The 21,937-nt window shown below is 64.2% G+C and carries 21 protein-coding genes; 13 read left to right on the top strand and 8 right to left on the bottom strand.

All coding sequences use genetic code 11. The annotated features are described in order from the left end of the window. Nucleotides 1-19: 19 nt before the first annotated feature. From RE4_RS24580 to RE4_RS24570, 3 genes are all read left to right on the top strand, one after another. The gene (locus RE4_RS24580; RefSeq protein WP_060939521.1) at nucleotides 20-1,156 is read left to right on the top strand and encodes a class I SAM-dependent methyltransferase; all 1,137 of its coding nucleotides are present in this window, start codon (nucleotides 20-22) and stop codon (nucleotides 1,154-1,156) included. Nucleotides 1,157-1,333: 177 nt separating this feature from the next. Next, nucleotides 1,334-2,185 (top strand): Bax inhibitor-1/YccA family protein, encoded by an 852-nt coding sequence (locus RE4_RS24575; protein ID WP_174531785.1) that lies wholly within the window; start codon nucleotides 1,334-1,336, stop codon nucleotides 2,183-2,185. 120 nt (nucleotides 2,186-2,305) lie between these two features. Then, complete coding sequence (locus tag RE4_RS24570) at nucleotides 2,306-3,061, top strand: enoyl-CoA hydratase/isomerase family protein (RefSeq protein ID WP_060939519.1); 756 nt, start codon at nucleotides 2,306-2,308, stop codon at nucleotides 3,059-3,061. A gap of 66 nt (nucleotides 3,062-3,127) precedes the next feature. Here the strand turns inward: RE4_RS24570 and RE4_RS24565 are convergent, their stop codons facing one another. Both RE4_RS24565 and RE4_RS24560 read right to left on the bottom strand, forming a co-directional pair. Next, nucleotides 3,128-4,345: an acetyl-CoA C-acetyltransferase gene (locus tag RE4_RS24565; RefSeq protein WP_019744600.1), complete on the bottom strand. Its 1,218-nt coding sequence runs from the start codon at nucleotides 4,343-4,345 to the stop codon at nucleotides 3,128-3,130. 121 nt (nucleotides 4,346-4,466) lie between these two features. After that, nucleotides 4,467-5,438: an SGNH/GDSL hydrolase family protein gene (locus tag RE4_RS24560; protein ID WP_060939518.1), complete on the bottom strand. Its 972-nt coding sequence runs from the start codon at nucleotides 5,436-5,438 to the stop codon at nucleotides 4,467-4,469. 71 nt (nucleotides 5,439-5,509) lie between these two features. Between RE4_RS24560 and RE4_RS24555 the strand changes: the two genes are divergently transcribed. The 3 genes from RE4_RS24555 (at nucleotide 5,510) to ilvA (ending at nucleotide 9,411) form a co-directional block, all read left to right on the top strand. Continuing rightward, nucleotides 5,510-6,895: a cystathionine beta-synthase gene (locus RE4_RS24555; protein WP_003943292.1), complete on the top strand. Its 1,386-nt coding sequence runs from the start codon at nucleotides 5,510-5,512 to the stop codon at nucleotides 6,893-6,895. A gap of 44 nt (nucleotides 6,896-6,939) precedes the next feature. Then, on the top strand, nucleotides 6,940-8,112 hold the full coding sequence (locus RE4_RS24550) for a cystathionine gamma-synthase (protein WP_007728802.1): 1,173 nt from the start codon (nucleotides 6,940-6,942) through the stop codon (nucleotides 8,110-8,112). 135 nt (nucleotides 8,113-8,247) lie between these two features. Beyond that, nucleotides 8,248-9,411 (top strand): threonine ammonia-lyase, encoded by a 1,164-nt coding sequence (gene ilvA, locus RE4_RS24545; protein WP_238077114.1) that lies wholly within the window; start codon nucleotides 8,248-8,250, stop codon nucleotides 9,409-9,411. Between the two features lie 6 nt (nucleotides 9,412-9,417). Here ilvA and RE4_RS24540 read toward each other — a convergent pair whose 3' ends face one another. Both RE4_RS24540 and RE4_RS24535 read right to left on the bottom strand, forming a co-directional pair. Continuing rightward, nucleotides 9,418-10,212 carry an FAD:protein FMN transferase gene (locus RE4_RS24540; protein WP_060939517.1) on the bottom strand — a complete coding sequence of 265 codons (795 nt, stop codon included), beginning with the start codon at nucleotides 10,210-10,212 and terminating at the stop codon, nucleotides 9,418-9,420. Then, nucleotides 10,209-10,454, bottom strand: coding sequence for a hypothetical protein (locus tag RE4_RS24535; protein WP_153211881.1), 246 nt, complete (start codon nucleotides 10,452-10,454; stop codon nucleotides 10,209-10,211). Before RE4_RS24535 ends, RE4_RS24540 begins: the two co-directional genes overlap by 4 nt. Nucleotides 10,455-10,659: 205 nt before the next feature. On the opposite strand from RE4_RS24535, the gene RE4_RS24530 reads away from it, so the two are divergent. Continuing rightward, nucleotides 10,660-11,760 carry a C40 family peptidase gene (locus tag RE4_RS24530; protein WP_019744596.1) on the top strand — a complete coding sequence of 367 codons (1,101 nt, stop codon included), beginning with the start codon at nucleotides 10,660-10,662 and terminating at the stop codon, nucleotides 11,758-11,760. Between the two features lie 86 nt (nucleotides 11,761-11,846). On the opposite strand, the gene greA is transcribed toward RE4_RS24530, so the two are convergent. Then, the gene (greA, locus tag RE4_RS24525; RefSeq protein ID WP_007726385.1) at nucleotides 11,847-12,341 is read right to left on the bottom strand and encodes a transcription elongation factor GreA; all 495 of its coding nucleotides are present in this window, start codon (nucleotides 12,339-12,341) and stop codon (nucleotides 11,847-11,849) included. 227 nt (nucleotides 12,342-12,568) lie between these two features. Beyond that, nucleotides 12,569-12,994 carry a DUF4307 domain-containing protein gene (locus tag RE4_RS24520; protein ID WP_020970262.1) on the bottom strand — a complete coding sequence of 142 codons (426 nt, stop codon included), beginning with the start codon at nucleotides 12,992-12,994 and terminating at the stop codon, nucleotides 12,569-12,571. A gap of 303 nt (nucleotides 12,995-13,297) precedes the next feature. On the opposite strand from RE4_RS24520, the gene mca reads away from it, so the two are divergent. Genes mca through RE4_RS24505 form a run of 3 tightly spaced genes read left to right on the top strand, consistent with a single transcriptional unit; the run spans nucleotide 13,298 to nucleotide 16,534 of the window. Next, nucleotides 13,298-14,176 carry a mycothiol conjugate amidase Mca gene (gene mca / locus RE4_RS24515; RefSeq protein ID WP_020908526.1) on the top strand — a complete coding sequence of 293 codons (879 nt, stop codon included), beginning with the start codon at nucleotides 13,298-13,300 and terminating at the stop codon, nucleotides 14,174-14,176. Next, nucleotides 14,173-14,487, top strand: coding sequence for a hypothetical protein (locus RE4_RS24510; protein WP_007726381.1), 315 nt, complete (start codon nucleotides 14,173-14,175; stop codon nucleotides 14,485-14,487). The genes mca and RE4_RS24510 overlap by 4 nt, the downstream gene beginning before the upstream one ends. A 19-nt stretch (nucleotides 14,488-14,506) precedes the next feature. Further along, nucleotides 14,507-16,534, top strand: coding sequence for a thioredoxin domain-containing protein (locus RE4_RS24505; RefSeq protein WP_060939516.1), 2,028 nt, complete (start codon nucleotides 14,507-14,509; stop codon nucleotides 16,532-16,534). On the opposite strand, the gene trhA is transcribed toward RE4_RS24505, so the two are convergent. Continuing rightward, nucleotides 16,501-17,169: a PAQR family membrane homeostasis protein TrhA gene (gene trhA / locus RE4_RS24500; RefSeq protein ID WP_020970260.1), complete on the bottom strand. Its 669-nt coding sequence runs from the start codon at nucleotides 17,167-17,169 to the stop codon at nucleotides 16,501-16,503. The two genes, RE4_RS24505 and trhA, sit on opposite strands and share 34 nt — an antisense overlap. A 172-nt stretch (nucleotides 17,170-17,341) precedes the next feature. Here trhA and RE4_RS24495 point away from each other — a divergent pair, with 172 nt between their 5' ends. Then, nucleotides 17,342-18,109 carry an isoprenyl transferase gene (locus RE4_RS24495; RefSeq protein WP_003945211.1) on the top strand — a complete coding sequence of 256 codons (768 nt, stop codon included), beginning with the start codon at nucleotides 17,342-17,344 and terminating at the stop codon, nucleotides 18,107-18,109. Nucleotides 18,110-18,115: 6 nt separating this feature from the next. Here the strand turns inward: RE4_RS24495 and coaA are convergent, their stop codons facing one another. Further along, nucleotides 18,116-19,048, bottom strand: a complete 933-nt coding sequence (gene coaA, locus RE4_RS24490) for a type I pantothenate kinase (protein WP_060939515.1) — start codon at nucleotides 19,046-19,048, stop codon at nucleotides 18,116-18,118. Nucleotides 19,049-19,220: 172 nt separating this feature from the next. Between coaA and RE4_RS24485 the strand changes: the two genes are divergently transcribed. Then, nucleotides 19,221-20,417, top strand: a complete 1,197-nt coding sequence (locus RE4_RS24485) for a hypothetical protein (protein ID WP_020970259.1) — start codon at nucleotides 19,221-19,223, stop codon at nucleotides 20,415-20,417. Between the two features lie 76 nt (nucleotides 20,418-20,493). Next, on the top strand, nucleotides 20,494-21,801 hold the full coding sequence (glyA, locus tag RE4_RS24480; protein ID WP_003945195.1) for a serine hydroxymethyltransferase: 1,308 nt from the start codon (nucleotides 20,494-20,496) through the stop codon (nucleotides 21,799-21,801). Nucleotides 21,802-21,937: the final 136 nt, after the last annotated feature.

Below are 21,937 nucleotides of genomic sequence, written 5' to 3'. Positions count from 1 at the left end.
CACCTGAAAGACTGGTGGCATGTCCGACACACCCGAACTGTTCGATCGTCTGCGCCGATTCCCCGATGTCGAGGCACCCAATCTCTTTGCCGTCGACGCGGCTGATCGTCTGATCCTCGACGAGGCCGCCGATGCTCTTGCCGCGACACCGGCGGGCACCGTCGTCGTGATCGGCGATCACTACGGTGCGCTGACCGCCGGTGTTGCGCTCGTTCACGGAATCGCCGGCGTGCGGGTTCACCAGGATCCGCTCACCGGAGAGATGGCCCTCGCGAACAATGCGCGCGAACTCGGTTTCAGTGACGCCTTCACCTCCCACGGACTGGACGAGGAGTTGCTCAGCGGCGCCCGCGTCGTGCTCATGCAATTGCCGCGCAGCCTCGCTGAACTTGCCGAGATCGCTCAGCTGATCGCGCTCCACGCCGACCCGGCGGTTCGTGTCTTCGCCGGTGGGCGTGACAAGCACATCACCCCGGCGATGAACAAGGTTCTCGGCGAATCGTTTTCCGACGTCAGCGCCTCGCGTGGGCGTCAGAAGTCCCGCGTACTCAAGGCATCGGAACCGAAGGCCGATGTTGCCATCACGTTCCCGATGACCGAACGCCTCGACGAGTTCGACCTCGACGTCGTTGCTCACGGCGCCGTGTTTGCCGGTGCGAGCCTGGACATCGGCACCCGGTTGCTCCTGGAGAACCTCGGAAAGATTGCGGTCGATCCGCTGAGCGACGTGATCGATCTGGGTTGTGGCAGCGGCATTCTCGCGGCGGCGATCGCGCGTAAGTTCCCGGATGTCCACGTGATCGCAACGGATCAGTCCTCGGCAGCCGTCGCTTCGGCTCTGGCGACCGCAACTGCAAACGGCGTCGGCGATCGGGTGAGCGGCCTGCGCGACGACGCCGTGAGTTCGTTGCCCAGTGCGAGTGCCGATCTGGTTCTGTTGAACCCGCCGTTCCACGTCGGCGCGGCGGTGCACACCGGCGGAGCACTCAAGATGTTCGAAGCTGCCGGCCGTGTCCTGCGTCCGGGTGGGGAGTTGTGGACTGTTCACAACGCGCATCTGGGGTATCGCGAACCGCTGAAAGCCGCGGTGGGTCCGAGCGAGGCGATGGCGAAGAACGCCAAGTTCATCGTGATGAAGTCGGTCAAACCGTCCTAGTATCGAAGAGTGTTGATCTTCCGGAAATGCGCCGGGAACTACAACCGACGCTTCGACGTTGTAAATTACGAGTGCTTTACTTTTAGTTAGGTACACGGACCGTGTCGGAAACTCGGATCCGTACGGCGAACCCGCGACGCACCCGTCGTAGGCCACCACGATGAAGGGATGATCACGGTGCGCACCACCAGCAACCCGGTGTTCCGCAATCTGCCCAAGCAAGAGGGCAACGGATACGCCTCGTTCGGATCTGCGACGGCGGGCGCCTCGCAGGCAACCCAGCAGTTCGGTCAGCCGCAGTACGCTCCGGCCGAGCCGTACCAGACCGGTCCCACCTCGCGGGCCATGACGATCGACGACGTCGTCACCAAGACGGGCATCACGCTCGGTGTGCTGACGATCTCGGCACTGGTGTCGTACTTCCTGGTCAACAACAACGTCGACCTCGCTACCCCGCTGGTCATCGGCGGCGGTCTCGTCGGCCTCGTTCTGGTTCTGGTCGCGACGTTCGGCCGCAAGATGGACAACCCGGCAATCGTGTTGGCGTACGCCGTCGCCGAGGGTCTGTTCCTCGGTGCGCTGTCGTTCATGTTCACCGATATTCAATTCGGTGGCGTCGGCGGATCGGCACTGATCGCTCAGGCGGTCCTCGGAACATTCGGCGTGTTCTTCGGCATGCTCGTGGTTTACAAGACCGGCGCGATTCGGGTGACACCGCGTCTGACGCGAATGATCATCGGCGCGTTGATCGGCGTTGTCGTTCTGGCGCTCGGCAACCTCGTCGCGAGCTTCTTCGTCGACGGCGGGCTGGGACTGCGTGACGGCGGAACGCTCGCCATCATCTTCAGCCTCGTTTGCATCGGCATCGCAGCCTTCAGCTTCCTGCTCGACTTCGATGCCGCTGATCAGCTGATCCGCGCACAGGCGCCCGAGAAGGCAGCCTGGGGCGTCGCATTCGGCCTCACCGTCACCTTGGTCTGGCTGTACGTCGAGATCCTGCGTCTACTGAGCTACTTCAACAACGACTAGTTCTCGAGTCGTTCCGTAACACGAAGAAGGGCCCCGCGAGGGGCCCTTCTTTTGTCGTCTGTGGGCGGTTACGGTGCTTGGATGCCTAGCAACTGCTTGGTTTGGAGCGAAGGGGAGCGAATGTCGACAAACACCACCGAACCCGTGCTGGTGGCGGATGCCGGAGCAGTGCGAACGCTGACCTTCAACAATCCGGGCCGCCTGAACGCTTTCGATGCGGCCGGCTTTCGAGCGTTGACCAAGGCGCTTGACGACGCGGCGTCGGACGAGGCCGTGGCCGTGGTGATCGTCGAGGGCGCAGGCAAGGCATTTTCCAGTGGCGTCGACCTACGCGCACTCGCCGAACCAGGCGCAGACAACGCCGACTTCGGCCACGCATTCGCGCCGCTGATCGTCGCGCTGGTGGATTTCCCGAAGCCCTTGATCGCCGCGGTACACGGCGCTGCCGTCGGTATCGGCCTGACCATGCTGCTTTACTGCGACGTCGTCTACGTTGCCGAGGACGCACGTCTGCGGGCACCGTTCACGTCGCTGGGTACAGCTCCCGAAGCTGCCAGTAGTTGGTTGCTGCCCAAGGTGATCGGAACACAGCGCGCCGCCGAGCTGATCCTGTTGGCCCGGTGGCTCAGCGGCGTCGAAGCTGCCGCCTACGGACTGGCGACGGCCGCCGTACCGGCCGACCAGGTACAGGCACGTGCCCGCGAGAGTGCCGAGCAGATTGCCGCCAACATCGGACCGGCAGTCCTTGCCGCCAAGCGACTGCTCCGCCACGGTTGGGCCGACGAAGCCCGCGCCGCTGTCCAGCGTGAGGACGACGCTGCACGAGCGTTGATTCGCGAGTTGGGGAGTTTTGCTCGGAAATTCACGACTACCTGAAAAACGACCATACGAAAGCGGCCGCCCGGCAGAAGCCGGGCGGCCGCTTTCTACGTGCTCAGGGGATCAGCTGAGGCGCTCGATCACCATTGCCATGCCCTGTCCGCCGCCGACACACATGGTCTCGACGCCGAAGGTCTTGTCCTGCTCCTGCAGGTTGTTGATCAGGGTGTTGGTGATGCGGGCACCGGTCATACCGAAGGGGTGACCCAGGGCGATCGCGCCACCGGAGATGTTGAGCTTGTCCTCTTCGATGCCCAGTTCGCGAGCGGATCCGAGGACCTGCACGGCGAATGCCTCGTTGATCTCGAACAGGTCGATGTCGGAGATCGACTTGCCGGCGATCTTCAGGGCGTTCTTGACGGCCTGGATCGGGCCGAGGCCCATGATCTCGGGGGACAGGCCCGAGACCCCGGTGGAGACGATGCGAGCGAGCGGGGTCAGGCCGAGTGCTTTCGCCTTGGTGTCGGACATGATCACCAGTGCGGCTGCGCCGTCGTTGAGCGGGCAGGCGTTGCCGGCGGTGACGGTGCCGTCGGGGCGGAAGACGGGCTTGAGGCCGCTGATGCCCTCGTAGGTGGTGCCGGCGCGGGGGCCGTCGTCCTTGGAGACGACGGTGCCGTCGGCGAGCGTGACGGGCGTGATCTCACGCTCGAAGAAGCCGCGAGCGATGGCTTCCTCGGCGCGGTTCTGACTGCGCACTGCCCAGCGGTCCTGGTCTTCGCGGGTGATGCCGGTGGCCGAAGCGACGTTCTCGGCGGTCTGGCCCATGCCCAGGTACACGTCGGGGATCAGGCCCTCTTCGCGAGGATCGGTCCAGGCGACTCCACCCTCGGCGAGCTTGGCGCTACGAGCCTGCGCTGCGTCGAAGAGCGGGTTCTTGGTGTTGGGTAGGCCGTCGGCGTTGCCCGTGATGAAACTGGAGACGGACTCGACGCCGGCGGAGATGAAGACGTCGCCCTCGCCTGCGCGGATGGCGTGCAATGCCATCCGGGTGGTCTGCAGCGAGGAGGAACAGTAACGGTTGACCGTCACACCGGGGAGGAAGTCGTAGCCGAGCTGAACGGCGACGACGCGGGCGATGTTGAAGCCCGACTGGCCGGCGGGCTGGCCGCAACCGAGCATGAGGTCGTCGATCTCGGTGGGGTCGAGCTCGGGGATCTTTGCCAACGCGGCGGCAACCATCTGAGTTGCGAGGTCATCCGGGCGGATGTCCTTGAGCGAACCCTTCATTGCGCGGCCGATGGGCGACCGTACTGCTGAGACGATTACTGCCTCGGGCATGAAAACTCCTTTTGTGTACTGCTCGTGGGCGGCTTGAAACGCCGTCGAGCAGGGCAAGTTGAATGCAGCTTCGACTTACAATTTACGTTGCCGCTCCCAGATGGTGGTCACGCAGTCTCACTCAGTTGACGTCGGGGCGCTGAACTGCGGGTTTGGTGCGTCTCGCGAAGGCTTTCCACTGAGTTGCCGCTGCCGTCAGTCGGGTCGCGACGGTGCGAGCTTGCGCCGCCTCCGAGACGTGGGGAAGTTCGGGTAGCGGGCCACCCTGCCACTCACCCAGAGCCGACGCGAGAACCGGGACGATCTGCTTCGCCGCGAGCTCGTAGCCGGCCGCCGACGGGTGGAAACGATCAGCCGAGAACATCGTGTCGGGCGAGGCCAGGAATTCCTTGGCCAGCAGGTCGGCTAGTGGAACGGGATGACCCCCGGCGTTTCTGGTCGCGGACGCCTGGGCGAGCGCGAGACGATGACCCCATTCACGCACCACGGAGCGCAGTGGTTGTGGGATAGCCGTGACCACCCCCAGATCCGGGCAGGTGCCGACAACAACGACGGCGCCACTCTCGCGTAGCCGTCGTACCGCGTCGCCGAGGCGTTTTGCCGAAGCATGAATTGCGTTCTTCGCCGTGACGTCGTTGGCGCCGATCAGGATCACGGCAGCGTCCGGGGGAGGGCCGGCGACGAACATGGCGTCGACCTGCCCACTCAACCCGCGTGAGGTGGCGCCGCCGATGGCCTTGGTGCTCAAACGGATTCGCTTCCCGGTTTCACTCGCAAGCAGCTTCGCGACCTGCACACCCGGAACTTCCGACGCCGTCAGCGCGCCGACGCCGGCCGCAGACGAATCGCCGAAGATCATCAAGTGGAGATCGAAGGGCACGGCCCGCCACCAGAGTTCCGGGTTGTCGGCGCCGGGTGCGTACACCCCGTCCGCCTCGGGTGGCTTGGCGATATTGCGACCGATCACCCCGCGGGCCGCCCCCGCCTGCGACATCAGATAGTTGTAGCCCAACCAGGAGAGCGTGCCTGCACTCGATCCGGCCACCACCGTGGCCACCGACGCTTTCAGTCCGGTTCGACTCACACTTGCCAATCTAGCCGGATTGCACCACCTTCGCCCGACGTCCGCGCGCACCGTTTTCTTTCATCTGGGAACATGGACGAATGCGCATCGCGGAACACGTCGTCGACCTCATCGGCAACACCCCACTCGTCAAGCTCACGTCCGTCACGGGCGAAAACTTCGGCACGGTGGCAGCCAAGGTCGAATACCTCAACCCTGGCGGTAGCTCCAAGGACCGCATCGCCGTCAAGATGATCGACGCAGCCGAGGCTTCGGGTGAACTGAAGCCCGGCGGCACCATCGTCGAGCCGACTTCGGGCAACACCGGAATCGGCTTGGCACTCGTGGCGCAAAAGCGTGGATACAAGTGCGTTTTCGTCTGCCCAGACAAGGTCAGCGAAGACAAGCGCAACGTCCTGCGTGCCTACGGCGCCGAGGTGGTCGTGTGCCCCACGGCCGTCGCACCGGACAACCCGAACAGCTACTACAGCGTCTCCGACCGCCTCACCCGTGAGATCCCCGGCGCCTGGAAGCCCAACCAGTACTCCAACCCGGGCGGACCGGAGAGCCACTACGAGACCACCGGTCCCGAGATCTGGGCCGACACCGACGGCAAGATCACGCACTTCGTCGCGGGCGTCGGCACCGGCGGCACCATCACCGGCACCGGCCGCTACCTCAAGGAAGTTTCGGGCGGCAAGGTCAAGGTCATCGGCGCAGACCCCGAAGGCTCCGTCTACTCCGGCGGCACCGGTCGCCCGTACCTGGTCGAAGGCGTCGGCGAAGACTTCTGGCCGTCGGCATACGACCCGTCCATCCCGGACGAGATCATCGCCGTCTCGGATGCCGATTCCTTCGAGATGACGCGTCGCCTCGCCCGCGAAGAGGGACTGCTGGTCGGCGGTTCCTGCGGTATGGCAGTCGTCGCTGCCCTCGAAGTAGCCAAGCGCGAAGGCCCCGACGCTCTGATCGTCGTCCTCCTCCCGGACGGTGGCCGCGGCTACCTGTCCAAGATCTTCAACGATCAGTGGATGGCGTCGTACGGATTCCTGCGCACCCCACTCGACGGCAAGACCAACGTCCCCACCGTCGGCGACGTCCTGCGTGGCAAGTCGGGCGAGCTGCCGGACCTCGTTCACACTCACCCGTCGGAGACTCTGCGCGACGCGATCGAGATCCTGCGCGAGTACGGCGTGTCCCAGATGCCCGTCGTCGGTGCGGAACCGCCGGTCATGGCAGGCGAGGTCGCCGGAAGCGTGTCCGAGCGAGATCTGCTGAGCGCGGTATTCGAAGGCCGTGCGCACCTTGCGGATTCCGTCGAGAAGCACATGAGCAAGCCGTTCCCGCTCATCGGTTCCGGCGAGCCGGTCTCGGCTGCCACGAAGGCGCTCGGTGACACCGACGCACTCATGGTCGTCGACGACGGCAAGCCGGTCGGTGTCATCACGCGCCACGATCTCCTGGGTTTCCTGAGTTCGGATTCCTGAGTACGGATTCCTGCGCCGGTGCCGGCGCCATTAGGCTGGGGACCATGAGTGAGCAACGCAGCAAGGCCGACAACATCAGCTGGCAGGGTTTCTCCACGAAAGCGGTGCATGCGGGTTACGAACCCGATCCGTTGACCGGCGCGGTCAACGTGCCGATCTACGCAAGTTCCACCTTCGCCCAAGACGGCGTCGGTGGAATGCGCAGTGGCTTCGAGTACGCGCGAACGGGCAACCCCACCCGTCGCCCGCTCGAGGCGAACCTTGCCGCGCTCGAATCCGGAACCTACGGCCGAGCGTTCAGTTCGGGAATGGCGGCCACCGACTGCCTGCTCCGTTCGGTACTTCGACCGGGCGATCACCTGGTCATCCCCGACGACGCGTACGGCGGAACCTTCCGTCTCATCGACAAGGTGTTCACGCAGTGGGGGATCGAGTACACCCCGGCTCCGGTGTCCGACGTCGATGCGGTGCGCGCGGCGATGAAGTCCAACACCAAGCTGGTCTGGGTCGAGACGCCCACGAACCCGCTGCTCAATATCGGTGACATCGAGCTCCTTGCCGAGGTCGCCCACGAGGGCAACGCAAAGATCGTGGTGGACAACACCTTCGCGTCGCCGTACCTGCAGCAGCCGCTGCAGCTCGGTGCCGACATCGCGCTGCACTCCACGACCAAGTACATCGGCGGACACTCCGATGTGGTCGGTGGCGCTCTCGTCTGCAACGACGAAGAACTGGATACCGCGTTTGCGTTCCTGCAGAACGGATCCGGCGGCGTTCCCGGCCCGTTCGACGCGTTCCTGACGTTGCGCGGAATCAAGACACTGGCGCTGCGCATGGAGCGTCACAGTGACAACGCGGAGAAGGTTGTCGAATTGCTCGACGGCCACCCCGCGGTTGCCAGCGTCATCTACCCGGGCCTGGCTTCGCATCCGTCACACAAGGTCGCGGCCAAGCAGATGCGACGCTTCGGCGGCATGATCTCCGTCCGCCTCAAGGGCGGCAAGGCGGCAGCTCTCGACCTGTGCTCGCGCACCGAGATCTTCACGCTGGCAGAATCTCTCGGCGGCGTCGAATCCCTCATCGAGTTCCCCGGCGCGATGACCCACGCCTCGACGGCCGGTTCCGCTCTCGAGGTTCCCGACGATCTGGTTCGCCTGTCGGTCGGCATCGAAGACGCTTCCGACCTGGTCGGCGACATCGAGCAAGCGCTGTCCTGATCGTCGCTCTACAGTAATTCGACTTCGAATCTGCAGTGCGCCTTCACACCTCACGAGGGTGTGGAGGCGCACTTTCTGGAGGCATGCGTGAATCTCGAACAGATAAAGGCTGCACAGCAACTGCTCGCCCCGGTCATGCGACGTACCCCGGTCGTGGCCTCGCGAGTGTTGTCCGAAACCACCGGCTTCGCCGTGAGCTTGAAATGTGAAAACCTGCAGCGCACCGGCTCTTTCAAACCGCGCGGTGCGTACAACCGCATTGCCAATCTTTCCGCAGAGGAACGGGCAGCGGGCGTGGTGGCGGCCAGTGCCGGTAACCATGCGCAGGGAGTTGCCTGGTCTGCAACAGAACTGGGAATCAAGTCGACCGTCTTCATGCCGACGGGTGCGCCGCTGCCGAAGTTGGTGGCCACCAAGGCATATGGAGCTCAGGTCCACCTGCACGGTTCGACTGTCGACGACGCGCTCGTGGCCGCTCGCGAATTCGCGGACCGGACCGGAGCGGTTCTGGTCCACCCGTTCGATCACGAGGACGTCGTGGCGGGGCAGGGGACTGTGGGGCTCGAAATCCTCGAGCAACTGCCTGAGGTCGGCACTATCCTCGTCCCCACCGGCGGCGGCGGGTTGATCGCCGGAGTGGCCGCAGCAGTCAAAGCTGTACGCCCGCAGGTCCGCATCGTCGGAGTGCAGGCCGAGACCGCGGCTGCCTGGCCGGCGTCGTTGGCAGCCGGGAAGCCGACCGCCTTGGCGTCGATGTCCACGATGGCAGACGGTATCGCCGTTGGCTGCCCGGGCGAGGTTCCGTTCGCCGAAGTTGCCGCCCATGTCGATGCCGTGGTGACGGTCAGCGAGGAAGCGCTGTCCAAAGCGCTCCTGCTGTGCCTCGAACGCGCCAAGCTCATCGTCGAACCGGCCGGCGTTGCGGCCGTTGCGGCCTTGATGACCTGCTCTCCGGAGGAGCTGGGACTGACAGGGCCGGTGTGCGCCGTGCTTTCCGGCGGCAACATCGATCCGCTACTTCTCACGCACGTCATCTCGCACGGTCTGCGAGCGGCCGGACGGTTCCTCGGCGTTCACATCACCATCGACGATCGGCCGGGCGCACTGGTCTCGTTGCTCGAAGTGGTTCGGGCGAACGGCGCCAGCGTGGTCGACGTCATCCATTCCCGTACCGGTGGCGAACTCGCGCTCGACGAAGTGGAAGTCTTCCTCACCGTCGAGACGCGGGGTCCGGACAACAAGGCGGAACTTCTCACCGCCTTCGACCGTGCCGGCTACGCCGTACGACTTCAGAACTGACGCGACTTACTCGTCAGGCCAGCCGCCCAGAACCGTTACGCGGTACTCCTGGTCGACCAGCCTGGCGGGTACGTCGAGTTGATGTAGCCAGTCGATGGCCGAACCGCCCATGCCGACCGCAACCCGACTGAATGCGGCGGCTTGGGCGCAGGAAGATGCAATCACCGACACCGTGCGCCACATCGGCGTCGCCGTCGATTCGCGGTGCAGTGGTTTGACGGTGCTGGCCGTGGCGATCCCGCAGTCGGAAGGAAGCGCTACCTGGCACGTCGGGTCGCCGGGCAGGTCTTGAACCTGAATCTGCCAGCCGTCTTCCGGCGCCGGGCCGGCAACCGCGATGTCCCCGCCGAGGCCGACCAGTACTCCGCACCCGAGAAGCGTGGCGGTGGATGCCGCGCAGTGGTCCGCTGAACTGGCGCGGGCCGTCGCGGACAGATCGAGAACGACGTCGTCCGGGCTGTACACGCGGTTGTTCTCGACGCGGATCTTCCACCAGGAGTGAGGGTCTGCCGACCCGGCCGTCGGCGTGAGTTTGCCGTCGGTCAGTCGTGCGACGGCCAACGCGTCTTCGAGGAAGTGCGCGAACATCGGAGTCACGGCGACGCCGTCGACGTTGCTCGCGGCGCTGACATAGGTACGAATCTCGGAGTCGGCACGATCTCGATTGGTGGCAGCGTCGGCAGCGGTGAGGTATCCGCGAACCAGGCTGGCCGCGGAGGGAAGGACATCAGGGTCGGTGACGACAACCCGGGCCTGCACACCCCACGTGAGCCACTCGGAGGCCGAGCGCGGAGTGCTCACGAACCGTTGGAGACGGCGTCCGGGGTTCCGAATCCGGCGACCACGACGGGCCGCTTCGCTACGGGATTCTTGGTGTGAGAAGCCGAGGTGTCCGGCGCGAGTGCCGTGGCAGTGGGAGAAGAAACGAGTGAAAGTCCGCCGCTTGCGAGCGCTCCCGCCACAGCCGTGGCTGCGAGGGCGAGGCGAACGGGTCGATACACCGTAGTGCGTCCCCGGGCGGGTCGTGGCCGATCGTCGCTCATGCACTCAGCTTGCACGCCGAACCTGAGAAAAGCCTTGGTGTCTGTAGTCATTTGCGTAACGCCCACCGAGATAAATGAGACATTGGTTACAGGAGTCGCGAGACTGAGCCGTGTCGAATGCATGTTCGAAAGGGTAGATGTTCGCACCGACAAGTTTCGGGTACGACCACGTACGTAGATTTTCAGAGGTTTATCGGAGGTTCGGATGGCAGTCGGTGTCCTGGCGATCGCTGTGTCGATCGGCACCGCACTGGGCGTGATGAGTGGAACTCTCGGAGCGCCCGCACAAGTCGAGAAGAACGAGTCTTCGAATGCTGCAGTCTCACTTGCAGCCTGGAACGGACCGGCACGAACTCAGGACACACCTGAGGGAATCGTGCCTTCCGTACCCTCCAACTTTCCGGGAGCGACATTGGCGCCCGTCGGAGCGGTGGCGGTGTTCGCGCCGTGGATCAAGAAGGCCGGTGCTCTGTGCTCGGAGATCACGCCCGCGGTGATCGCTTCGCTGTACTCGGTCGAGAACGGATTCAAGTACGGACCCGATACCGACATCTCACCGGAAGGTGGGCGCGGGCCTGGCCGCTTCACCACCGCAGCGTGGACGGCATACGGCAAGGACGGTGACGGCGACGGAAAGATGGACATCCTGGGCGTTGCCGATCCGGTGATGACAACCGGATACCGGTTGTGCGATCTCGTGAAGCAAGCGCAGTCCTGGCAGAAGTCCGGTGAGGTCGAGGGCGATACCGTCGACCTCGCGCTCGCTGCCTACGACGTCGGGCCGGACGCAGTTCGCGAAGCGGGCGGCGTCCCCGCCGACAAGGCGGGCGAGGTTCCCGCGGAGCAGGCGGTCGCCGCTCCGTTTGTCGCACAGATCAAATCGTTGCAGGACTCGTTCGCTCTGATGCTCGCACCCTTCGACTACAACAACCTCGCCGCTGCCGTTGGCGGCGTCGTCGAGGCCGGTCTGAAGTTTCTCGGATTGCCGTACGTGTGGGGCGGCGGAAACATCAACGGGCCCTCGATGGGCGGGTTCGACTGCTCGGGTCTGACGTCGTACGCAATCCACGCGGCCACCGGAGTGACTCTGCCCCGGACCTCGGAGACACAGTGGGGCGTCGGCGTCGAGATCCCGCTGGATCAGGCGCAGCCCGGTGACCTGTTGTTCGGCAACTGGCAGGCAGGCGGTCCCGGCCATGTGGCGATCTATGTCGGGAACGGACAGATGCTTCACGCACCCACATTCGGTGACGTGGTGAAGGTCGGCCCGATCTTCGCCGGCATGAAGGCTCGCCGCGTGGTGTGAGTGGGCCGGAACTGCAACGCCGACAGAGCAAGAAGCGCCACCCGACCGAGTCGGGTGGCGCTTCTTCTCAGAGCTGGTACAGCCGATCAGCTGTGGTAAGGCTCCGCGCTCAGCAGCGTGACCTTCATGGTGCTGCCGTTGGGCAGGTTGTACTCACGCGTGTCGCCGACCTTGGCTTCGAGCAGCGCGCCGCCCAGCGGTGAGTTCGGGGAGTAGACCTCGAGCTTGGCGTCACGTGCGCCTTCTTCGCGGGTAGCGATGAGGAACGTCTCGGTGTCACTCTCGTCGCCGTCGTAGTAGACCTTGACTACGGATCCGGGCAGTGCAACACCGGACTGAGTGGGGGCCTCGCCGACCTTTGCGCTGTTCAGCAGCTCCTGGAGCTGGCGAATGCGGGCTTCCTGCTGACCCTGCTCTTCGCGGGCAGCGTGGTAGCCGCCGTTCTCTTTCAGGTCACCCTCTTCGCGACGCTCGTTGATCTCGGCGGCGATGACCGGGCGATTGGCGATGAGCTGGTCGAGTTCGTTCTTGAGCCTGTCATGTGATTCCTGGGTAAGCCAGGTCACCTGGGTCTCGGTCATCTCGATCACTCCCTAGTAGTCGGAGCCGGGGGCTCCCTCGACGATCGCTGCAACAGCAGCGAACAACGACTCGGAAGCACCACCAGGGATGCAACCTTGCCGTCAAACCTTGCGTCAATGCAGCAATACACGGTTCCACCCGGAACCGTGTATCGGGCAATTCTATCACGCATGACTACCCGCCCTGTCCGGCGCCAAACGTCCGGCAGGGTGGATGCGTTCCGAGGTCAGCTCTTGGTCAGGTACTCCGGAACGTCGAAGCTACAGCCGTAGACGTCGGCCATGCCTGGCGGCTGGGACGTCTTGACCTCGGTGTTGAACTCGAGGGTCTGATGCTCGGAGGACGGGACGTAGACCTCACGTCGTCCGGTTTCGGATCCGTCCTTCGAGCGAGCGCGCACGATGCACATCGCGTCACGTGACGAGTCGTCGCGTGTGACGGTGAAGCGGATCTTCACCGTGGAGTCGTTGGCGATGTCGAACGAGATGGTCTCGGTCTCGATTTCCTTGACCGCAAATTTTCCGTACGCGTAGTACGCGATTCCGCCGCCTACGACGATGACGAGTGCGGTCAGAGCCCACACCATCCACTTGCGGGGACTGCCCGTGCGAGTTGTGCTCGGGTACCGATCTTGGGGAAGCGGTTTGCTCATCACTCTGCTCTCGAAGACTCGAGTTCACGTGTCGTGCAGCAACTGACTGTGTCCCGCCGAATTACCGAAGGGGTCACGGCTGCGCCAGGAACTCTCGGGTGGAACTATAGAGGACGTGTCCCGTCGCGCCGTCGGTAGGTTTGTCGGCAGTCGGTACGTTTGACGGCAACGACCCGGAGTAATCCGAGCGGTGCACAGCGTGTGACTCGAAGACTGCCGGTGACGGCTACAGGTGAACTGCCGGTGACGGCTACAAGTGAACTGCCGGCAACGGCTACAGGTGAAGTTGAGGTGAACGAACACGTGAGCGGATTCCGGCTCATGGCCGTCCATGCCCATCCCGACGACGAGTCGAGCAAGGGTGCGGCCACCACCGCCCGTTATGCAGCCGAAGGCCACGAAGTGATGGTCCTGACGCTCACCGGGGGTGAGCGTGGCGACATTCTCAACCCGGCCATGGACGTTCCCGGTGTCCGCGATCGAATCAGCGAAGTTCGCCAGGAGGAGATGGCCGAGGCCGCTCGCATCCTGGGCGTGAAGCAGCGCTGGCTCGGTTTCGTCGATTCCGGGCTCCCCGAGGGTGATCCTCTTCCGCCGCTGCCCGAAGGGTGCTTCGCCCTCGTTCCGCTCGAAGAGTCGACGCGCGCTCTGGTCAAGGTGATTCGCGAGTTCCGTCCCCACGTCGTCACGACGTACGACGAGAACGGCGGATACCCGCACCCGGACCACATCCGGTGCCACGAGGTGTCGATGGCTGCCTACGAGGCCGCTGCCGATCCCGAGTACTTCCCCGAGGACGGTCAGCCGTGGGAAATCAAGAAGGTCTACTACTCGCACGGATTCATCCGTAAGCGCCTCGAACTCTTCCAGGAGGAGTACGAGCGTCGCGGTGAGCCGTTCCCGATGGCGGACTGGCTCAAGAAGTGGAAGACCGAGCGCGGCGACATGATGGTCCGGGTGACCACTCAGGTCACGTGCGGCGACTACTTTCCCCAGCGTGACGACGCTCTGCGTGCGCACGCGACGCAGATCGATCCCAACGGTTCGTTCTTCGCTGTGCCGCTCGATATTCAGCAGAAGATCTGGCCCACCGAGGAATTCGAGCTCGCCAAGACGCGGGTCACCACGTCCATTCCGGAAACCGACCTGTTCGCAGGTCTCGAAGAGGACGCTCAGAAGTGAATGCTCTGTCCGCCGAGGTAGTTCTCGGCACCACACAATTTCTTGCTCAGACCCCGAGTAACCCATCCGGCCCGGAGTTCGGAAAGTCGTCTCCGGTCGGCCTGCTGGTGATTCTTGCGCTGCTCATCGGTGTGATCCTCTTGGTCCGGTCGATGAACCGCCAGCTCAAGAAGCTGCCGGAAACATTCGAACCGGATCATCCCGAACTCGATCAGCAGGCAGACGAAGGCACCGACCGGGGAGCGATCACAGCTCCGAGCCCGGCGGAACCGAACGTCTCTACCGAGAAGAAGCCGAAGCAAGAATCCTGAGACGAACGAGGTAGCGACGATGGACCCACGGCTGCGCAACAACCTGGGTGGGTCCTCGAGCCCTTACCTGCGTCAGCACGCCGACAATCCGGTCCACTGGCAACAGTGGGGTGAAGAGGCGATGGACTGGGCGCGCGAGCGCAACGTGCCGATCCTTCTCTCGATCGGATACTCGGCGTGCCACTGGTGCCACGTCATGGCGCACGAGTCGTTCGAGAACGACGAGATCGCGGCCGTCATGAACGCGAACTTCGTCTGTGTGAAGGTGGACCGCGAAGAACGTCCCGACATCGACGCCGTCTACATGAATGCGACGGTCGCGATGACCGGTCAGGGCGGCTGGCCCATGACCTGTTTTCTGACTCCCGACGGTTCACCGTTCTACTGCGGCACGTACTACCCGCCGACGCCTCGCGGCGGAATGCCGTCGTTCACACAGCTTCTCGAAGCGATAGCCGACACCTTCACGAATCGGCGCGACGAGGTCGACAACGCGGCACAGTCGATCGTCACGGAACTTCAGCGCGCGTCTGGCGGAATTCCGTACGGCGGAGCGCCTATCGACGCCGAGCTGCTGAACGCGGCGGGTCGATCGATCCTCGGTGACGAGGACATCCCGCGCGGGGGATTCGGTGGGGCACCGAAGTTTCCACCGTCGGCACTACTGGAGGGGCTGCTCCGACAGTTCGAGCGAACGGGTGCGGGCGAGATCCTCGGCGGCATCGAGCGCACCGCCGAAGCAATGGCACGCGGCGGTATCTACGACCAGTTGGGCGGGGGGTTCTCGCGCTACTCGGTCGATGCCGAGTGGGTGGTTCCGCACTTCGAGAAGATGCTCAACGACAATGCGTTGCTCCTGCGGTTCTACGCGCACTTGGCGCGGCGAACCGGATCGGACCTGGCCACCCGCGTCGCCAGTGAGACCGCAGGGTTTTTGCTCTCCGATTTGCTGACCGAGAACGGTTGCTTCGCTTCGGCTCTCGATGCCGACACCGACGGCGTCGAAGGCCTCACGTACGTATGGACGCCGACGCAGCTGGTCGAGGTACTCGGTGCGGAGGACGCGCAGTGGGCGGCGGACTTGTTCCGGGTCACCGATACCGGAACATTCGAAGAGGGTGCGTCGGTATTGCAATTGCTCCGTGACCCCGACGACTGGTCGCGCTGGCAGAAGGTCTCCGACGCTCTACGCGCCGCCCGGGCTCAGCGTCCACAGCCTGGCCGCGACGACAAAGTGGTGACGGCCTGGAACGGGTTGACCGTCACGGCTTTGACGGAAGCGGGACTTGCCCTGGATCGACCCGACTGGATCGCGGCGGCGGCCGAGTGCGCTGGCGCTCTTCTCGACCTTCACCTGGTGGACGGTCATTTGCGTCGGGCTTCCCTCGGCGGTGCTGTCGGCACCCCGACGGCAGTGCTCGAGGATTACGCAATGTTGGCCACCGGCCTCCTGGCTCTCTACCAGGCAACGGGATTCGCGCGGTGGCTCGATGCGGCGCAGCAGTTGCTCGACGTCACGCTCGACCACTTCGCCGATCCGGCCGAGCCGGGAAGCTGGTTCGACACGGCCGATTTCGCGGAGTCCCTCGTCACACGGCCCCGAGACCCGTTGGACGGCGCGACGCCGTCCGGTGCGTCGAGCGTCGCGGAGGCTCTGTTGACCGCGGCGGCGTTGACCGATGCCGGTCGATCCTCTCGTTACGCCCAGGCCGCGGCGGACGCGTTGGCGAGGGCCACGCTGCCGCTCGAGCGTGCGCCTCGGTCGGCGGGACACTGGCTCACAGTGGCGGAAGCGTCGTTGCGTGGTCCGATACAGGTTGCCGTCGTCGGGGAAGGTTCGCTGTTGGCCGATGCCCGGCGGCTTGCCCCGGGTGGTGCAGTGGTTGTCGGCGGAGCGCCGGATTCTTCACCGCTGCTTGCAGATCGCCCCCTTGTCGACGACGGTGAAGCCGCCTACATCTGTCGGGGATTCGTGTGTGATCGGCCGGTGACGACGGTGGTGGAACTGGCGAATCAGTTGAACACGACGAGCCATACCGCGATGTAGTGGCAGATCGCTGCGATGACAGTGGCAGCGTGGAAGAACTCGTGATGCCCGAACGTCGTCGGCCACGGGTTGGGCCATTTTGTCGCGTACAGAATTGCGCCGACGCTGTAGAAGATTCCGCCGACGAGCAGCAGCACCATCGGCGCCACACCGACCTGGTGTGTCAGTTCACCGACCACGGGAACGATCGCCCAGCCGAGGAGAAGGTAGAGCGGTACCCCCACCCATTTCGGCGCGGTGGGCCAGAGCATCTTGAGGGCAACGCCGGCCAGTGCACCTGCCCACACGATCGCAAGAATGATCTTGCCGGTGTGGGTGGGAAGGCCGAGCATGGCGAACGGTGTGTAGCTGCCGGCGATGAAGAGAAAGATCATCGAATGGTCCGCACGCTTCATCCAAGTACGGCCCTTGACGGTCTGCCACTGGATGCGGTGATAAGTCGCGCTGATGCCGAAGAGGCCGCAGATCGTGATGCTGTAGATCGCGGTTGCCCAAGCCGCCTTGGCGCCCACCTGAGCGCCGGCTACGGAGACGAGAACAATGCCCGCGACGACGGAGACACCGAGCGCCCACAGATGGATCCAACCGCGCATGCGTGGTTTGACCGGAAGCTCGTCGAGCCCGAATGCCGTCATGTGCAACCCCTCTCGTTCCATGCTGTTGCGAACTGCGTAACCTACGGTACCGTAGGTTACGCACCAGTAGCATAACCTACCTGCGGGTTTTCGACGCGTACAAAAAGCGTGACGGCGCTCGCATGTGGCTGTCACTGCCGGGCGTAGTCTTTGACACCATGGTGATGTCACGGTGAATCTGCGCGGACTGCTGTACAGCATCTACGAGCGACGGCTCCTCAGTCATCTCGACGGTCTCGCGCACCCACGGCACGTAGCCGTGATGTGTGACGGAAACCGGCGATGGGCTCGCGAGAACGGCTTCACCGATGTCAGTCACGGGCACCGCATGGGCGCGCTCAAAATTGCCGAATTGCTCGAGTGGTGCGACGCCGCCGGAATCGAGATGGCAACCATCTACCTGCTCTCGACCGAGAACCTGCGCCGCGAGCCGGAAGAGCTCGACACGCTCCTCGAGATCATCACCGACGTCGTCGAAGAGATCTCCGGGCCCGGCAAGAACTGGAGTGTGCAGATCGTCGGTGCTCTCGATCTTCTGCCCCCCGAGCAGTCCAGGCGCTTGCGGGAAGCGGCGGCGGGGACCAGTGGCCGAACCGGGACACATGTCAACGTCGCGATCGGATACGGCGGACGTCAGGAGATCGCCGACGCCGTCCAATCGCTCCTGCGTGACAAGATCGGTGCGGGTCTGAGCGGAGACGAACTGATCCAGGCTGTCACAGTCGACGGCATCGACGGTCATTTGTACACGTCGGGACAGCCCGATCCGGATCTGGTGATCCGCACCTCCGGCGAGCAGCGGCTCTCCGGATTCCTGTTGTGGCAGAGCGCTTATTCGGAGATCTGGTTCACCGAGGCGTACTGGCCCGAGTTCCGTCGAGTCGACTTTCTTCGAGCCTTGCGTGACTACGCGGCGCGCCACCGCCGGTTCGGCGCCTGAGCCGTCTCAGAGCTTGCGCAGGCGCAGCCGGTTGATCGTGTGATCGGCGTCCTTGCGCAGTACCAGGGTTGCGTGGGGGCGGGTGGGGAGAATGTTCTCCACCAGGTTCGGGTGATTGATCGAGTTCCAGATCTCCTTCGCCGCGATGGTCGCGTCACGGTCGGAGAGGCCGGAGTAGTGGTGAAAGTGAGCGTTCGGATCGGCGAACGACGTGTTGCGTAGCGCGAGGAACCGCTGGATGTACCAGGCTTCGATGTCCTCGATACGGGCGTCGACGTAGATCGAGAAGTCGAACAGATCGGAGACCATCAGACGCGGGCCGGTCTGCAGGACGTTGAGGCCCTCGATGATGAGGATGTCAGGCTGGCGGATCAGGTGGTACTGGCCCGGGATGATGTCGTACGACGTATGCGAATAGACCGGCGCCGCTACCTCTTCCGCCCCGGACTTGACTTCGGTGACGAAGCGCAACAGCTTGCGGCGATCGTAACTTTCGGGAAAACCCTTGCGGTGCATGATGCCCCGACGCTGGAGTTCCCTGGTCGGATAGAGGAATCCGTCCGTGGTGACGAGGTCGACGCGTGGATGGTGGTCCCAGCGGGCCAGGAGAGCTTGCAGCACACGAGCAGTCGTGGATTTTCCGACCGCGACCGAACCGGCGACACCGATGACGAAGGGCACCTGACGGTCGGGATGCTTCTCACCGAGGAACGTCGCGGTGGCCGCGAACAGCCGTTGGCGTGCCGCCACCTGCAGGTGGATCAGACGTGCGAGGGGGAGATAAACCTCGGCAACTTCTTCGAGATCGATCTGCTCGCCGAGACCACGCAGGCCGTACAACTCGTCCTCGGTCAACACCAGCGGCGTCGACTTACGCAGTGTCCGCCACTGCTTGCGGTCGAACTCGACGTAGGGACTCGATTCGTTGGTGCGCGCCATCAGCCCAGCTCACCGGCATGTAGTGAACCCGGGGCCCGGCGGACGAAACAGCTATGCGAGCAAGCCAGGCGCGTGTGCGCACGATCCGAGTGCATAGTCGGATTGTGCTCGGTGCCACGTCCGGGACTTTCGCCGGGTGGCATTCCGGAGCGAGCGGCTAGGCTCGGTCGTTATGGATCCAGACACACTTGTTCGCCAATATCTGCTGCTCGGACTGGGTTTCGACCGTCTCGAAGACGGGTTCGTCGACGCGTTCACCGGTGACCCCGCGCTGCGTAAGCAGATCGAGAGCGCCCCGAAGCCCGATCCGCGTGAACTTGCCCGCACGGCACGTGAATTGCGGGGCGAGCTGGCCGGAAGTGGTCTGAATGCCGAGCGCGCTCACTTCATCGACGTTCACCTTCGCGCCCTGGAATGCTCCGGGCGCAAGTTCGCGGGTGAGGACATCGGCTTCGTGGACGAGGTGGAGGCGTACTTCGACGTACGAATCGAAAAGGGAAACGAGGACGCCTACAGCGACGCGCACCGGTTGATGGGTGAAGTTCTGCCCGGTCCGGGACCGCTGGCACAGCGAGTGCAGGCGCATCGCAAGGCCGACGAGATCCCCGCGGCGAGACTGAACGAGTGCGTCGAGGCAATGTCGAGTGCGCTGCGCGATCTGGTCCGCGGCACGTTCGGGCTTCCGGCGTCGGAAACCGTCGAATACGAAGTGGTGGGGGACAAGCCGTGGTCCGGCTTCAACTACTACCTTGGTGACTACCGCTCCAAGGTTGCGATCAATTCGGATCTGCCGCAGTTCATGGCCAACCTGCCGCGGCTGATCGCGCACGAGTCCTACCCCGGCCATCACACCGAGCATTGCCGTAAGGAAGCCGGTCTGGTCGGTTCGGGTCAGCTCGAGCAGACACTGTTCCTGGTCAACACGCCGCAGTGCATCATGGCCGAAGGCCTCGCAGATCTGGCGCTGGAAGCGATCGTCGGTCCGGAGTGGGGCTTGTGGGCGCAGGACATCTACGCCGATCTCGGCTTGTCTTTCGACGGGGAAAAGGCGCAACGGCTCTCCGCCGCGTCGGGGCAACTGCTGAGTGTTCGTCAGGATGCCGCTCTGATGTTGCACGACGAGGGGCGCAGCCTCGACGACGTGGCACTGTTCCTCGAACGGTGGTCGCTGTCGACGCCGGAACGCGCTCGCCAATCGCTCAAGTTCCTGTCTTCACCGCTGTGGCGGGCGTACACCAGCACGTATGTCGAGGGATACCGGCTGCTCGGGGGCTGGCTGGACGAGGTGCCGGTGGGCGCAGAGCGCACCGAACGCTTCCGCAGGCTGCTCGACGAGCCGCTGGTCCCCAGCTCTCTGCGTGCTGCCTAGTGCCGGGTGGAGACGGCGGGAGCGAACTTCGTAGACTGGACGCATTCGTTTCCGCATCCAGCTTGGAGATTCCTCGATGACCGCTGTGCCCGGCTCCGACGTCAACTCTGCATCACTCGCCGAACTCGACCCCGAAGTCGCCGAGGCGATGGCTGGTGAATTGGCTCGTCAGCGCGACACGCTCGAGATGATCGCGTCGGAGAACTTCGTTCCCCGCTCGGTTCTGCAGGCTCAGGGCAGCGTCCTGACCAACAAGTACGCCGAGGGCTACCCGGGACGTCGTTACTACGGCGGTTGCGAGCACGTCGACGTCATCGAGGATCTGGCGCGCAACCGTGCGAAGGAACTCTTCGGTGCAGAGTTCGCGAATGTTCAGCCGCACTCGGGCGCACAGGCCAACGCTGCTGTTCTGATGGCACTGATGAACCCGGGTGAGAAGCTGCTCGGCCTCGACCTTGCACACGGTGGTCACCTCACGCACGGCATGAAGCTGAACTTCTCCGGCAAGTTGTACGACGTCGCGTCCTACGGCGTCAGCAAGGAAGATCACCGCATCGACATGGACGAGGTGCGCTCGATCGCCCTCGCCGAGAAGCCGAAGGTCATCGTTGCCGGTTGGTCCGCGTACCCGCGTCAGCAGGACTTCGCGGCGTTCCGTGCGATCGCCGACGAGGTCGGGGCGTACCTGTGGGTGGACATGGCTCACTTCGCCGGACTGGTTGCCGCAGGCCTGCACCCGTCGCCCGTCCCGTACGCGGATGTCGTCTCCTCGACCGTCCACAAGACACTCGGTGGACCGCGTTCCGGCCTGATCCTGGCGAAGAAGGAGTGGGCCAAGAAGCTCAACTCCGCTGTCTTCCCGGGTCAGCAGGGTGGACCGCTCATGCACGCCATCGCGGCCAAGGCAGTCACCTTCAAGATCGCTGCCGGTGAAGAGTTCAAGGATCGTCAGGCACGCACCCTTTCCGGTGCGCGCATCCTTGCCGAGCGTCTGGGCAACAAGGACGTCGCAGACCAGGGCATCAGTGTCCTGACCGGCGGCACAGACGTCCACCTCGTTCTCGTGGACCTGCGTAACTCGCAGCTCGACGGCCAGCAGGGTGAGGACCTTCTGCACGAAATCGGCATCACGGTCAACCGCAACGCTGTTCCGTTCGATCCCCGCCCGCCGATGACCACCTCCGGTCTGCGTATCGGTACCGCAGCGTTGGCCACCCGCGGATTCGGCGATGCCGAGTTCACCGAGGTCGCCGACATCATCGGTACCGCTCTGGCCGGCAACGCGGATCTGCCGGCGCTGCGTGCGCGCGTCGCCAAGCTCGCCCTCGACCTTCCGCTGTACGACGGTCTCGAGAACTGGGGCCTGCTCAGCAAGAACGTCTAGGTATTCCTTCACCGACGGCCCGGTCCCTTTCGAGGGGCCGGGCCGCTGGTTTTTTGCCAGTCGCGGATTGTGGCATCGGTCACATGACCGATGGTGGCCGAGTTCGGCGCTTCCTAGCCTGAGAGCATCACCCCTC

It is taken from the genome of Rhodococcus erythropolis NBRC 15567, assembly GCF_001552595.1.
Taxonomy (GTDB): domain Bacteria; phylum Actinomycetota; class Actinomycetes; order Mycobacteriales; family Mycobacteriaceae; genus Rhodococcus_F; species Rhodococcus_F erythropolis.
The sequence above is the reverse complement of the archived record's forward strand: the minus strand, read 5'-3'. Positions and strand labels throughout refer to the sequence as shown.

Excerpts from the sequence above, each read along its gene's own strand:
- RE4_RS24580 (WP_060939521.1), top strand. The coding sequence starts at position 20 with ATGTCCGACACACCCGAACTGTTCGATCGTCTGCGCCGATTCCCCGAT.
- RE4_RS24570 (WP_060939519.1), top strand. The coding sequence starts at position 2,306 with ATGTCGACAAACACCACCGAACCCGTGCTGGTGGCGGATGCCGGAGCA.
- RE4_RS24565 (WP_019744600.1), bottom strand. The coding sequence starts at position 4,345 with ATGCCCGAGGCAGTAATCGTCTCAGCAGTACGGTCGCCCATCGGCCGC.
- RE4_RS24555 (WP_003943292.1), top strand. The coding sequence starts at position 5,510 with ATGCGCATCGCGGAACACGTCGTCGACCTCATCGGCAACACCCCACTC.
- RE4_RS24550 (WP_007728802.1), top strand. The coding sequence starts at position 6,940 with ATGAGTGAGCAACGCAGCAAGGCCGACAACATCAGCTGGCAGGGTTTC.
- ilvA (WP_238077114.1), top strand. The coding sequence starts at position 8,248 with ATGCGACGTACCCCGGTCGTGGCCTCGCGAGTGTTGTCCGAAACCACC.
- RE4_RS24535 (WP_153211881.1), bottom strand. The coding sequence starts at position 10,454 with ATGAGCGACGATCGGCCACGACCCGCCCGGGGACGCACTACGGTGTAT.
- RE4_RS24530 (WP_019744596.1), top strand. The coding sequence starts at position 10,660 with ATGGCAGTCGGTGTCCTGGCGATCGCTGTGTCGATCGGCACCGCACTG.
- greA (WP_007726385.1), bottom strand. The coding sequence starts at position 12,341 with ATGACCGAGACCCAGGTGACCTGGCTTACCCAGGAATCACATGACAGG.
- RE4_RS24520 (WP_020970262.1), bottom strand. The coding sequence starts at position 12,994 with ATGAGCAAACCGCTTCCCCAAGATCGGTACCCGAGCACAACTCGCACG.
- RE4_RS24505 (WP_060939516.1), top strand. The coding sequence starts at position 14,507 with ATGGACCCACGGCTGCGCAACAACCTGGGTGGGTCCTCGAGCCCTTAC.
- trhA (WP_020970260.1), bottom strand. The coding sequence starts at position 17,169 with ATGACGGCATTCGGGCTCGACGAGCTTCCGGTCAAACCACGCATGCGC.
- coaA (WP_060939515.1), bottom strand. The coding sequence starts at position 19,048 with ATGGCGCGCACCAACGAATCGAGTCCCTACGTCGAGTTCGACCGCAAG.
- RE4_RS24485 (WP_020970259.1), top strand. The coding sequence starts at position 19,221 with ATGGATCCAGACACACTTGTTCGCCAATATCTGCTGCTCGGACTGGGT.
- glyA (WP_003945195.1), top strand. The coding sequence starts at position 20,494 with ATGACCGCTGTGCCCGGCTCCGACGTCAACTCTGCATCACTCGCCGAA.